General features: G+C 32.9%; 14 protein-coding genes. 11 read left to right on the plus strand and 3 right to left on the minus strand.

What is annotated here, in order from left to right; all coding sequences use genetic code 11:
- Positions 1-32: 32 nt before the first annotated feature.
- Entirely contained in the window at positions 33-707 is a 675-nt protein-coding gene (locus tag VB776_RS02990; RefSeq protein WP_323325874.1) for a YbbR-like domain-containing protein, read from the plus strand.
- Positions 707-1,330, plus strand: a complete 624-nt coding sequence (coaE, locus tag VB776_RS02995) for a dephospho-CoA kinase (RefSeq protein ID WP_323325876.1) — start codon at positions 707-709, stop codon at positions 1,328-1,330. Before VB776_RS02990 ends, coaE begins: the two co-directional genes overlap by 1 nt.
- A 31-nt stretch (positions 1,331-1,361) precedes the next feature.
- Here the strand turns inward: coaE and VB776_RS03000 are convergent, their stop codons facing one another.
- A complete protein-coding gene (locus VB776_RS03000; RefSeq protein WP_323325878.1) occupies positions 1,362-1,865 on the minus strand; it encodes a T9SS type A sorting domain-containing protein in 504 nt (167 codons plus the stop codon).
- 286 nt (positions 1,866-2,151) lie between these two features.
- On the minus strand, positions 2,152-3,882 hold the full coding sequence (locus tag VB776_RS03005; protein WP_323325880.1) for an OstA-like protein: 1,731 nt from the start codon (positions 3,880-3,882) through the stop codon (positions 2,152-2,154).
- Between the two features lie 35 nt (positions 3,883-3,917).
- Between VB776_RS03005 and tilS the strand changes: the two genes are divergently transcribed.
- The 8 genes from tilS (at position 3,918) to rlmF (ending at position 11,347) form a co-directional block, all read left to right on the plus strand.
- On the plus strand, positions 3,918-5,246 hold the full coding sequence (gene tilS, locus VB776_RS03010; protein WP_323325882.1) for a tRNA lysidine(34) synthetase TilS: 1,329 nt from the start codon (positions 3,918-3,920) through the stop codon (positions 5,244-5,246).
- A gap of 147 nt (positions 5,247-5,393) precedes the next feature.
- Positions 5,394-5,786, plus strand: a complete 393-nt coding sequence (locus VB776_RS03015) for a hypothetical protein (RefSeq protein WP_323325884.1) — start codon at positions 5,394-5,396, stop codon at positions 5,784-5,786.
- A 188-nt stretch (positions 5,787-5,974) separates the two neighbouring features.
- On the plus strand, positions 5,975-6,475 hold the full coding sequence (locus tag VB776_RS03020; protein ID WP_407653781.1) for an RNA polymerase sigma factor: 501 nt from the start codon (positions 5,975-5,977) through the stop codon (positions 6,473-6,475).
- A gap of 40 nt (positions 6,476-6,515) precedes the next feature.
- On the plus strand, positions 6,516-7,118 hold the full coding sequence (locus tag VB776_RS03025) for a hypothetical protein (protein ID WP_323325887.1): 603 nt from the start codon (positions 6,516-6,518) through the stop codon (positions 7,116-7,118).
- A gap of 63 nt (positions 7,119-7,181) precedes the next feature.
- Positions 7,182-8,057, plus strand: coding sequence for a TraB/GumN family protein (locus VB776_RS03030; protein WP_323325890.1), 876 nt, complete (start codon positions 7,182-7,184; stop codon positions 8,055-8,057).
- 112 nt (positions 8,058-8,169) lie between these two features.
- Positions 8,170-9,021, plus strand: a complete 852-nt coding sequence (locus tag VB776_RS03035; RefSeq protein ID WP_323325892.1) for an MOSC domain-containing protein — start codon at positions 8,170-8,172, stop codon at positions 9,019-9,021.
- A gap of 51 nt (positions 9,022-9,072) precedes the next feature.
- The gene (locus VB776_RS03040; protein ID WP_323325894.1) at positions 9,073-10,317 is read left to right on the plus strand and encodes an MFS transporter; all 1,245 of its coding nucleotides are present in this window, start codon (positions 9,073-9,075) and stop codon (positions 10,315-10,317) included.
- Positions 10,318-10,384: 67 nt separating this feature from the next.
- Positions 10,385-11,347, plus strand: a complete 963-nt coding sequence (gene rlmF, locus VB776_RS03045; protein ID WP_323325896.1) for a 23S rRNA (adenine(1618)-N(6))-methyltransferase RlmF — start codon at positions 10,385-10,387, stop codon at positions 11,345-11,347.
- A 10-nt stretch (positions 11,348-11,357) separates the two neighbouring features.
- On the opposite strand, the gene VB776_RS03050 is transcribed toward rlmF, so the two are convergent.
- Complete coding sequence (locus VB776_RS03050; protein ID WP_323325898.1) at positions 11,358-11,606, minus strand: DUF1456 family protein; 249 nt, start codon at positions 11,604-11,606, stop codon at positions 11,358-11,360.
- A gap of 336 nt (positions 11,607-11,942) precedes the next feature.
- Here VB776_RS03050 and VB776_RS03055 point away from each other — a divergent pair, with 336 nt between their 5' ends.
- On the plus strand, positions 11,943-13,649 hold the full coding sequence (locus VB776_RS03055; protein ID WP_323325901.1) for a gliding motility-associated C-terminal domain-containing protein: 1,707 nt from the start codon (positions 11,943-11,945) through the stop codon (positions 13,647-13,649).
- The last annotated feature ends 41 nt before the right edge of the window (positions 13,650-13,690 follow it).

A 13,690-nucleotide genomic window follows, 5' to 3' on the forward strand; every position in this document is an offset into this window, starting at 1 on the left:
AGTACTCATCGTTAATTTGTAAATTTCTTCAGATGAAACCCGCTCCTACAAAAACTGATTACAAAGCTGTAATAGTGAGCCTTTTTGCTGCTATCATCTTTTGGGTCATGAATGCCTTGAACAAAGAAGGTTATTCACAAAAAATATCATTTCCTATTCGTATTACTTACGACGACTCGCTTTACATTCCGACTCAGCCACTTCCTGAAAAAATTTCCGTTAATGTTTCTGGTAACGGCTGGGATTTATTACGCAAATCTCTTGCCCTGTACAAAACTCCTATTCAATACGAAATTTCCAAGCCTTTAAAAACTAAATTTTTAAATACAGGAATGCTCACAGATTCTATTCAAGAGTATATCCAAGATGTGACGGTAAATTATGTAGTAGCTGACCGTTTTGAATTAGAGTTTGAACGCAAAATCAAGAAAGACTTTCTTGTGAAAGTTGATAGTTTACATATTCCATTGAAAGATCATTATGTCGTTTCAAGTGTGATAAACCTTAGCCCTAGAACGGTAATGATTGAAGGTCCAGAGTCTATTTTAAAAGCAATGGATAGTACAATTTATCTTGAAGTACCCGGGCAAAAGATTAAAGATAATTATGACGATGAAATCAGCTTACCTTTTGCAAAAAACAATATGTTGAAAGTAAGTAAGAAGAAAGTCAATGTTAGTTTTGAGGTTGAAGAATTACTAAAATAATGGGAAAAGTAATTGGTATAACTGGCGGAATAGGTTCAGGGAAAAGTATCATCTGCAAGATATTCTCAATACTTGGTGTGCCAATTTACGAAGCCGATACTCGTGCCAAATGGCTTATTACGAATAATGTATCTCTTAAAGCTTCAATCGTTCAATTATTGGGAGAAAATGCCTATAAAAGTAACGGAGACTATCACCGTGAATGGGTTGCATCAGAAGTATTCAACAAACCTGATTTACTTCTACAATTAAATGCTTTAGTTCACCCTGCTGTTCATCAAGATGCAAGAGAATGGATTGCCAATAATCAACATTATCCCTTTGTCCTTTATGAAGCTGCATTGATGAAAGCTGCTGGAAATGGAAATGTTTTTGATAAAGTGATTGTGGTAACATGTCCATTATCATTAAGGATTGAAAGAGTAAAGCAAAGAGATAAGCGTTCAGTGGAAGAAATAGAGGCAATTATTGCTAGACAATTACCAGATGAAGAACGATTGAAAATAGCAGATTTTATCATTTATAATGATGAGAAAACCTCACTGATTGAACAAGTACTTGCTTTGTATTATCAACTTTTGGGGAAAACTTCTTGTATAAAAAAAGGCAATTCAGATAAATGAATTGCCTTTTTTATTAGTTTTTTGCATCTATTCACTGATGTCTAACCAATAATTTTTTGGTTACCAGAGAGCGTCCATCAGCTGAAAGTTGATATAAATAAATCCCGTTTCCCCAATCTTTTGTTGAAATAGATTTTATGTTAGCGTCTTTGTCGAGAATTTCTTCTTTAATTTCACTTCCAAGTACATTGTAAAAAGTAATCTTTACTTCGTTTACTTGTGATGAAATATTGTACTTAATCCAAGCGGCATCATCAGCAGGATTTGGGTAAATATTTGAAACCGAAATTTTATCGTTATCGAATAATTTATCTTCTGAGCTAAACGATTCTTCTGCTCTACTTTCTGCTACAGCTATTGCTGTTTCTGTTTTAGTCGTATAATTTTTTGGTGTTTGTACCATCAAAGAATTAGTAAAGTACTGACTAATTGCAGCAGAACGCTGATAATTTATATTTCTATCAAGTGTTAATTGTGAAGGCTGAAAATATGTAAAAGCTTTCTTTTTGAAAGAAGAAGTTGTAATCTGGCTCATAGTCTTTTGCTTAGGCTTTACGTCTAAGCGACTTTTGTAGCGGTTCTCGGTAGTTTGTGCGAATGATGATATAGATGATATCAAGCATCCGTAAATTAACCAAGATTTTATATTTGAAAGTATAGGTTTCATTTCATTTATCAATTATTTATGCAAACAACATTAGTCAATCGAGGAAGATTTTTAACTCTTTATATTACCAAAGACTGTAAAATCGGATGAAAGGTTGCTTTTGTTTTTGGCTTTTTTATTTATATAACAAAAATATATTAAAAATGTTCAATTTTCAAAGTTTTGGCAACGATTTTTTCTTTATTTTATTATTCGGTAAGTTAATAATTTTCTTTTCTACTTTTTTTACTTCAACTGAGTCTTTTATAATTGTCTTTGGTATTACTATTATTGGGGGTGTTATTCTTGCTAAAATACTTTCTTTAGTAGGCATTTCGGTAACTCTCCATCTAAAACCATCCAATTCTTTGTCTTCTTCTCTTAATTCTTTTGGTGGAATGAATTTGCCATCCGGTTTGCCTAAAAAAGCGATTCTAGAAATTTTATTTTTGGCAAAATTCATTGTCATTTTTCCACATTGTACTCTGTTCATGCCAGTCAGCGTATTTTTTTCATCCACGGCATAATAAATACTTTCTCCATTTCCTTCAACATTTACTTTTTCAATTTTTGAATCATTAGTGAACTTTACGACCATTTTACGTCCTTTTATTTGGTTGTAATTAGTTAAAGTATCAGTAGAAATTACAAAAGATTTCCCTTTCATATTCATCACACTAATTTTATTATTCTTGAGCAAAATATTGATTGAATCTGCTTCAGATTGATTTTTTAGATTCCAAAGAACGGGTTTTTGATAGAAGTAAATCGTTGAATCCGAAACATTGTAACTCAGCGAATCACATTTTCCTGAAAAATCACTTTTATAAATTAAAACTCTTTTATAAGCGTAAAGTTTCTTGGTTTTAGTTTCTTTATTATCTAATGAAACCAGAGTGTCGGCCGTTAGAAAAAGCGTATCATTTTCAAAAACATTTTTCAGTAAAGCATGTCCAAATACTCTGGTAACACCTGTTTTCTTAGAATATCTTCCACGGTCGCCTGTTAGAATCGCTTTGTCTTTTTTAGAGATAAAATGAATATTTCCAATCGCAATACCAATTTCGGTTGGCGGGTCATAAATCATCGTATCGGCAGTCATGGTATAATCTTCTGTTTTTACTGTTGACCGACCTTTTAAATTTGAAATTTTGGTTATCGTATTATATTGACTACCCGGATTAGCATAAGTCGTATCTTTTTTATTGACAACCAAAGTAGGGGCAATGAAAAAAGCTTCTTTCGATAAAGTACTATAACGCAACGAATCCGCCGTTAAACTTCCTTCTTTATCAAGAACGTGAACATCTTTTTTAAAATCAAAAAGTTTAGTAACAGTATTATAATAGCCTTCTTTACTAGTTAATGTACTCTTCTTGTCAATAATTTTTCCACCAGTATTATAATAAGCAATACTGGTATTCAAATCATAATCAAGTTTACTGGTAGAAAGTATAATTGTTCTATCATCCAGTTTTACGTGTCCGTTGATAATTGCTTTTCTTTCATTTCCGAAGTAATAAGCGGTATCGCCAGTAATTGTAACAGTATCAGCTTGAATGATTTTTACTTTTCCGTAGGCTTCCAAAATATTGGTTGTCTCGTTCAAAATCGCCAAATTACAATAGAGTAAAGTTGTTCCTTGGCGTAAACCAACGTTGCCAATGAGTTTTTTCATTTGCATAAAAGGTTGATTTTGACCAATTAAACTGTCTGCTTTGATGATTTCTACTTGACTTGGATTACCCGTTGGAGTTTGAGCTTTCGCTGAAAAAAAGGTAAAGTTCAACACAATCAAACTCAAAAATATATACGATAAAACCTTAGAAATAGATTTGCCTATTTCAAATGCCTTCGTCGATTCTTGAATTGCGTTTATTTGATGTATTTTTGTGGAATATTTCATAAATCTTGTGCTTGCAAAATTAGCCAAATAAAATCATGCTCAACGAGTTTTTAACGTTTATTAACAAACAAAATCTTATTCAACCGTCTCAAAAAGTACTTTTAGCGGTAAGTGGTGGTATGGATTCTGTCGTGATGTGCGACCTTTTCAGTAAAGCAAAACTTGATTTTGCGATTGCCCATTGCAATTTTGGACTTCGTGGAGAAGAGTCAAATGAAGATGAAATGTTTGTTAAAAAATTGTCTATTAAATACAAAGTTCCATTTTATGTAACGACTTTCCAAACGGCAGAATTTGCAGAAAACGAAAAAATTTCTACACAAATGGCTGCTCGTATTTTAAGATATGAATGGTTTGAAAAAATAAGAGTACAACACAACTTCGACTATATTGCTACAGCACACCATCAAAATGATGTATTAGAAACCGTATTGCTAAATTTGACTAAAGGAACAGGCATCGCTGGTTTGCATGGCATTAGCGTAAAAAATGGACATATTATTCGTCCTGTTTTGTTTGCTGAAAAAGAGAATATTTTTGATTATGTAGTTGAAAATCAAATTATTTGGCGAGAAGATTCTTCCAATGAATCGAATAAATATCAACGTAATTTGATTCGTAATGAAGTTGTTCCACTATTGAAACAAATCAATCCAAATCTTGAAAATACCATTCAACAAACTGTAGAAAGAATTACAGCAGTTGAAGATATTTTTGAACAAGAAATGGAAATGCTGAGAAAGCAAATTACTTGGTCGGATTCACAAGCAATTTATGTGAATTATAAAGCCATTCAAACGCTTTCGCAGCCTGTGATTAAACTAGCAGAATTGTTGAAACCTTATCATTTTAGCTATCAACAAAGTCAGGATATTTTTGAGGCTTTCGATAAAGAATCTGGAAAAACATTCTTGACACCTACGCATATTTTGGTAAAAGATCGTACTGAGTTGGTGATTACGCCTAAGAATCTACAAGCTTTTACGAGTAAAACGATTGAAAAAAATAATGTAGTCGTAGAGTTTGGTGATAGAATGTTGAACATCGGAGAATTTACTGAAATAGAAGAGGGTTTCGTTGTGCCAACTGCCAAGAAGTTAGCTTGTTTGGATGCTGATAAAATTCGTTTCCCACTTCAATTAAGAAAATGGAAAGAAGGCGATTGGTTTTGTCCACTTGGAATGAATAAGAAAAAACTCATCAGCGATTTTTTAATTGACCAAAAAGTGCCTTTAAATCTGAAGAAAGAAGTCTATTTACTTACATCAAACGGTTCGGTAGTTTGGGTAGTTGGTTTTAGAATTGATGATAGATTTAAAGTAACTGAGAAAACAGCTAAAATTTGTTTGATAGAAGTGAAGTGATGAAAAGCTGAAGCTACAAAATTTGAGCGATTAGTACTACAACGTTAAATCTTCCCGTTTAAATTAGGTGATTCAATTTAGTGATTAAACCAAAAATTTGAATTTCTGAATTGCAAAGCTGATTTACTAAACCTTATATCAATCACTATGAAATACGTAAAAATAATATCGACGATTATTATTGTAGTAATTCTGACAAATTATGTCTTCCCTTTTAGATTAATCATTGGGATGGTTTTTTCAAGCCCTAATCATCATGTAGATTATTTTGCTTATTCTACAGCTCATGGAGAGTTTAGAAGTTTTGAAGAACCTTTAAAAGGTCCGCAGTTTAAGGATATGGTAAATATCTCATTTGAATATTACAAAAAATGTCATCCTACATCTCCTGATACAATTTTATATAGAACATTTAAAAAGAATGCTTGGGAGTTCTGGAATTGGGGATTGTTTTTTACAGATGAAAGATTTAAACTTGAATATCTAGCTCCTGAAAGTATAAAACCTCTACCATACAAGGTGAAGTCAATGTGTAATTAAAGTTCAGGATTACTATAAGGTAAATAGATAAAAAGCGGTCAAAACTTATTCTGACCGCTTTTTTATTTGGTTTAATATTTATTCCCATCTTGATAGGAAAGCAAAAAAACATTGTATTTTAAAATAACCTTCTTTTTTTGTAATTACACCGATACTCATCCGACTAACGATTTAAAACCTCATTTGTGTTGAGCCAAATCATCGAAAATCAATTTGTTGAACTCATCAAAATTCATCAAGGTATCGTGCATAAAGTATGCGGGATGTATCGCCGTGACCCAGATGATCGCAAAGATTTGTTTCAAGAAATCGTGATTCAACTCTGGAAAGCCTTTCCAAAATTTAGACAAGAGTCAAAAGTTTCAACTTGGATTTATCAAATAGCACTGAATGTTGCCATTTCTGATTTTAGAAAAGAAAGTAGAAAGCCGATTCGTGTAGAATTGTCGGAAACCTTTGCTAATATTTCTGATAATCAGTACGATTATAGTTTTGAAGAGAAATTAAAAGTATTGTATCAAGCAATCGACCAGCTTTCAGAGGTAGAAAAAGCTATTATGATGTTGTATTTTGAAGAGAAAAGTAATGAAGAAATTGCAGAAATTATCGGGATTAGCCAAAATAATGTAAGAGTAAAAATGACTAGAATTCGTGAAAAGTTAAGAATTTTGATGGCAAATGCTAAGTAGTTTTACAATTATTTTAAGATTAATATTCTCAAAACAAAAGATGGAATTAGACGAACTAAAATATATTTGGCAACAAACATCCCTTGAAAGTATCTCTTCTCAAGTAATTGGCAATGATGAGTTTTTGGCAATGATGAAAGGCAAATCAAATGCTGTGATTACAAAATTGAAGAGAAATTTGATACTCGAAATTTTGGTTAGCATTTTGTTTTTACCTGTTTTTCTGTACTTTATTTTCTTTACAGATGTTGCTATTTTCCATAAATATGTATGTTCAATACTGATTTTTACGACAGTTGCTACTCTAGTTATTTTTTGGGTGGAATATCGTTCACTTCAAGCATTTGAAACAAGGTTAGATTTAATTACGTCTCTAAAAATCACGGTAAAGCAATTTTCGAAATTTATTCGTATTTACATGATTATCAATTATATATTACTCTTCCCGATGATGTTTTATGGTTTAATTGTGGGTTTAGAACTCAACGGAGAAACATTATCGCTAAAGTTTTTACTCATCTATACCATAATTATTTCTCCTTTAGGGTACTTTTGGATTAAGTTTTATATCCGAAAAGTATATGGACAGCATTTGGATAAACTGAAAAACTGTTTAGCAGAATTAGCTGAAACGACAGATTGAGACAGAGAAATCTAAAAATAAATTATTTTAACAAGAAACAAAACCTTTAACATTCTTCAAAAAATGGCAAATCCTATTAAGTTTTTTACGATTTCTTTAATTTTTAGCTTTTTGTACTTTGGTAAGATTTACGGACAAAAAGAAGAAAAATCATTATTATATGAAATTTCAGGAAATGGACTTTCACAACCTTCTTACTTGTTTGGTACAATTCATGCCATTTGTAAAGATGATTTTTTCCTTCCAGAAGTTGTTAAAAGCAAGTTTTCGACATCTCAACAAATCTATTTAGAGATTGATATGGACGACCCTTCGATGATGACTGAAATGCAGAAATACATGATGATGCCCGATGGTAAGACGTTGAAAACGATTATGTCGGAGCCAGATTATAAAAAAGTAGCCAAATTTTTTAAAGATTCATTAAAAACAAACATCGCTTTTATGGATAATATGAAGCCCTTTATTTTAAGTTCGATGACGATACCAAGTATGTTGGGTTGCCCGATGCAAGGTTATGAAGAAGTTTTTGTAAAGATGGCTCAAGAACAGAAAAAAGAAGTAAAAGGCTTAGAATTAGTAAAAGAACAGTTTGATGCTTTAGATAATATGGGTATGGAAAAGCAAGCAGATTTGATGTTAGTTAAAATGGTTGATAATTGGAGTTTGGGAAAAAGTGAATTAAAAGCTTTGATTAAAGATTATAAAAAGCAAGACATCGAAGCTTTGTTGAAAGATATGACCAGTTCTTCAACCGCAGATGCCGCTTTTGAAAAAGATTTACTAGAAAATAGAAACCGTAATTGGATTCCAAGAATGGCTACAATTATGCAAGAAAAACCTACTTTTTTTGGTGTAGGAGCAGGGCATTTAGGCGGTGAAAAAGGAGTAATTACTTTGCTTAGAAAACAAGGTTATACCGTAAAGGCTGTTAAATAAAGAGCAATTTTTTAGTCCTTAAAATAGCGTAAATGCTATCTTTTTCGAAAACAAAAACCTGTGAGAATCTTCAAATTCCACAGGTTTTTGTACTTTTGGGGAAACTAAAAATATGATGCTTCAACTCTCTGAAATCTGGATTTATCCTGTCAAATCTCTCGGTGGAATTAGCCTACAACAAGCCAAAGTAACAGAACGTGGATTAGAAAATGATCGTAGATGGCTTTTGGTAGATGAAAATGGGCTTTTTCTCTCGCAAAGACAATTTCCTCAATTAGCACTTTTTCAGCCTGCAATTGACGCAGAATATCTGACAATTACGCATCGAAAAAACAATTCAGAAGCCTTAAATATAAGTCTTACTCCAACAAATTACCATAAAAAAGTTAGTGTAAAAGTTTGGGATGATACCATTGATGATGCTATTGAAGTAAGTAACGAAGCCAATGAATGGTTTTCAAAAGCGTTAGAAATGTCTGTAAGATTAGTCTATATGCCTGAAAATAGTAGGAGAGAAGTAGATAAAAAATATGCTATTTCTGGAGAGGAAATTACTTCTTTTTCGGATGCTTACCCTTTCTTAGTAATCGGACAGTCTTCTTTAGATGATTTGAATAATCGTCTAAAAGAAAGTGTAAAAATGAATCGTTTTCGTCCAAATTTAGTTTTCAAAGGAGGCGAAGCTTATGAAGAAGAAAATTGGTACGAAGTTCAAATTGGGAAAGCTACCTTTTGGGGAGTAAAACCTTGCGCTAGATGTATCATGACAACGATAGACCAAGAGTCAGGAGAGAAATCTGGGAAAGATCCATTATTGACACTCTCAACTTACAGGAAAGCTGGTAAAAGAGTATTATTTGGACAAAATTTATTAGTGACTGTTCTTGAAAATATTCAAATTGGCGATGCTATCAATGTAATTAGTACCAAAAAATTGCCTCAATTTGAAATTGAAGTTTCATAGATTACTCCTTAATTTTTATAGAATTAAGCAAAAGAGTACAACCTTAATAATATGACAGATTTACCACAGAAACAGTCTCCTTACGAAGCCCTTAAATATCCTGAATTTGTAGCCTTCATTTTTGCCAATAGTTTTATTACAATGGCATTATTGATTCAAGAAGTAATACTTGGATATTCTATTTATAAAATCACTCACGACCCACTGGCACTTGGTTTAATAGGTTTAGCAGAAGCTTTGCCTTACATTTCATTAGCATTGTTTGGAGGGCATTTTGCTGACCGAAGAAATAAGAAAACCATTATGCAGATAAGTTTGGTCATTATTACGTTATGTTCTGTGATATTGATTTGGGCAACAGACCCAGCAACTGGTCTGGAGCAATCTAAGATGTTAACAGTGATTTATGGCGTAGTGATGCTGATTGGTTTTTCAAAAGGTTTTTATAGTCCAGCATCAAGCTCATTGAATCCCTTTTTAATTCCAAGTGAAGTATTTGCCAATGCTGCCACTTGGCAAAGTTCATTGTGGCAGGCTGGTGCTATTTTAGGGCCAGGTTTTGCTGGATTTTTATATGCTTATCTAGGACTGACACACGCTTTGTGGTGCGTAGTAGGAATTTTAGTTGTAGTGATGATACTTATTTCGATGATTACTGCTCCGCCAATTCCTCAACAAAATGAACAAAAAGTAAATATCTTCTTCTCACTTCGTGAAGGCATTGAATTTGTTTTTAAGACAAAAATTATCCTTTACGCCATTTCACTTGATTTATTTTCAGTACTTTTTGGAGGCGTAATTGCTTTGTTGCCTGTGTATTCAGAAGACGTTTTACATGTTGGTGCAGAAGGTTTAGGTATTTTAAGAGCGGCTCCTTCAATTGGTGCTGTATTATGTATGATTATAATGGTTTATATACCGCCGTTGGGAAAAGCTTGGAGAAATTTATTATTAGCCATTGCTGGTTTTGGCATCGCTACTTTAGTTTTTGCCCTTTCAACAAATATTTGGTTATCGGTTGTTGCACTATTTTTTACAGGAGTATTTGATAGTGTAAGTGTAATTATTCGCCAAACAGTTTTACGATTTTTTACACCAGATGAAATGCGAGGTAGAGTATCAGCAGTAAATGGTATTTTTGTGAGTTCTTCCAATGAATTAGGTGCTTTTGAGTCTGGACTTTTAGCCAAACTGATGGGAACAGTTCCTTCTGTGGTTTTTGGCGGGGCTATGACTTTAATCATCGTTACAGTAGTCTGGATTCGCTCGAAAGAATTATTTAATTTAAAGCTTTAGCTGTCCGTTAATCGTGTGTTACTTATTTATACAGAGCAACACATCTAATCTTTAATCACCAGAAAAGTTGTCAAAAGAGTTAGAAAAAAATACTGTTGAGAAATCAAGCTTGCATCCTCGAAATCCACATCGTTTTAGATATGATTTTAAAGGATTAATAACAAGTTTGCCAGTATTAGCAAACTATGTTTTTAGCAATCAATACGATGTTGAAAGTATAGATTTTGCCAATCCTATCGCTGTAAAAGTACTTAATAAAGCACTTTTGAAACATTTTTATGGTATTGATAATTGTGATATTCCAGCGAATTATCTTTGTCCGCCCATTCCGGGGCGAGCAGATTATATTCATTATTTAGCAGATTTATTGGCGTCTTCTAATAGTGGAAATACTCCGAAAGGGAGTGCTGTAAGAGTATTAGATATTGGTGTCGGGGCAAATTGTGTGTATCCTATTATCGGAAATCATGAATATGATTGGAAATTTGTGGGTGCAGATATTGATAAAAAAGCAATTACTTCGGCTCAAGCAATTGTAGAAGGAAATGAGACTCTAGTAGATAATGTGACTTGTAGATGGCAAACATCTTCAAAAAATATATTTAAAGGAATTATTCAGCCTGAAGAGTATTTTGATTTGACTTTGTGTAATCCACCTTTTCATGCTTCAATAGCAGAAGCAAAAGCTGGGACGGAACGCAAATGGAAAAATTTAGGAAAAAGTAATAAGAATATACTGAATTTTGGTGGACAAAACAATGAACTTTGGTGTGAAGGTGGGGAAGAAGCTTTTGTCTCGAATATGATTGAAGAAAGTACAATGTTTGCTCATCAGTGTTTTTGGTTTACTTCGCTCATCTCAAAGAAAACCACTTTGCCCAGAGCCTATTCTTTACTGAAAAAAGTAAAAGCTTTAGAAGTAAAAACCATTAATATGGCTCAAGGGCAAAAAGTAAGCAGAATACTCGCTTGGACTTTTTTATCGAAAAATCAACAAGAAACTTGGCGAACAAACCATTGGTTGAAGTAAGCTGAAAAGCTTATTTATTGATAGGAGAAGGCTTTTTTTCATCTTTTGGTCCTCTAAGATGAATAACTAAGCCATTTAAAAAATTTCTAAGGATTTGGTCTCCACACGGTTTAAAATTTGGATGATCTTCATTACGAAACAAAGCTCCAATTTCAGCTTTTGAAACCTTGAAATCTACCAAACTGAGAATTTCTACAATTTGATCATCTCTTAGTTGAAGTGCTACTCGTAGTTTTTTTAATATATCGTTATTAGACATGGAATGATTGCGTAAATGATTTCAGAAGATTTATTTTATTCAACAAAGTTACCTTCTTCTCCTGATTTTTCAATTGCTTTGCTTCTAAATGGGAGTTAATTTTGTGAATGAATTCCTAAAATGGAATAAAATCAATTTAATTGCTTAATTTTCAATCTTATAGGAATTGGGTTTTTGATAATAATTATCAATCATTCTCGTTTTTTTTACAGAATAATCATTTCGTAATTGAAGAAAAATTTACCCAAATCATCAGCAATAGTGTTTACTACTTTTCAAAAGACTTTTAGGGCTTACTTTATTGGCGTCATACTTACATTTGGGCTTTCTGCACAAATGAAAGCTCAGGTTATGAATGCCTTTGAGTTAAAAAAAGATGGTGCTGGACTTTGCCCTGGAGGTCAGATAAGAGTTTATATTGATCCAAATCCAAATTATATACTTTATTCTTGGGAAATACTTCGCCCAAGTGGTTGGTCGGCTGTACCTTTCGCCAATTCTAACTCTCTTAGTCATAACGAAGCCCTACCATATCGGCTTAGGGTAATTGATGTAAATGGAATTACTTATTATTCTAAGCAATTGAATGTGGTTTTATTAACACCTCCTCCATCTATTATTACTCCTTCGCCTAATGTTACTCAGATTTGCCAAGGAGAAGAAGTGAAATTAGAGGCTAATCCAATTCTTACAGCATTTTATAAATGGGAATATAATAATACCATTTTACCAGATAATGGTTTAAGTATTTCTGCTAGAAAAGCTGGTACTTACAAATTGTCCGTTACAGACCAAGAGGGTTGTACTACAGTATCCACTCCTTATATTTTAAGCTATTTTTCCACATTGGTTGTTCAATTAAATCAAGTACCAACCATTTGCGATGTAAATGCTAGCCCTTTAAATCTTCAAGGTTCACCAGCTGGTGGAGAATACAGAGGAGTTGGAATTACAGATAAAGTACTGGGAACTTTCAACCCTTCGGTAGCAGGAGTGGGCGATCATGAAATAGAATATGCCGTAGCGAATAGTGGTACTTGTCCTGAAATTGTTGAGAAAATGACTATTAAAATTTCAGAACCCAAAGCTACTATCAATAATAGTCTAAATAGAACAGAATTATGTGATGGTGAATCTGTGATTTTATCAGGAAATACAGGTTTATCTAGTTATGAATGGTTTTTGAATGGAAATTCGATAAATACCACGAAGGATTTAACCGTGAGTCAAACGGGAGATTATTCATTAAAAGTAACAGATACAGAAAATTGTAGTAATACTTCTGCACCAGTAAGAATTGAATTTTTTAATGCGAGTGCTACTTCAATAGATGCTGTTGCTTCTGTTTGTGGGACAAATTATCCGCCCATTGCTTTAAATGGATCACCATCTGGAGGAGTTTTTACCATTGATAATTTACCCGCCACTGTTTTTGATTATCAAAAATTAGGCTTTGGAAAGCATGTTATTAATTATAAAGTAAATGGGGTTTTGACTTGCTTGAATGGAGAGGGTAGTCAAGAAGTATTTGTGTCACCTTATCCAAAAATAGATTTGGGGAATGATATTTTTTTAGGGAAAGGAAACGGCGTTACTTTGAAAGGGTATATCGGAAACGATTATACTTACAGATGGTCGCCAAGTAATAATTTGGATAATCCTAATATTGCAAATCCATTAGCTTCACCAACACAAACGAGTGAATACATTCTTTCTGTGACGAATGATAGAGGTTGCGAATCAAAAGATACAATTAAAATCAATGTTTACGATAAAGTATATGTTCCAACGGCTTTTTCCCCTAATGGAGATGGACAAAATGATTTGTGGGAATTATCTGGTATTAATAATTACCCTGATGCAGAAGTACAAGTATTTGACCGTTGGGGAAATATCGTTTTTTATTCAAAGGGAAATTATACGCCTTTTGATGGAACAAATGCTGGAGACCAGCTTAAAGAAGGCACTTACATTTATAAAATTTATTTATATCCGAATCATCCCATTTTTCAATATAATGGTACTTTGACGATACTGCGTTAAGATAGTTTATTCAACAAAAACGGGTTTCAGAATTATTCTGA

It is taken from the genome of Arcicella gelida, from assembly GCF_034931025.1.
Classification (GTDB): Bacteria; Bacteroidota; Bacteroidia; order Cytophagales; family Spirosomataceae; genus Arcicella; species Arcicella gelida.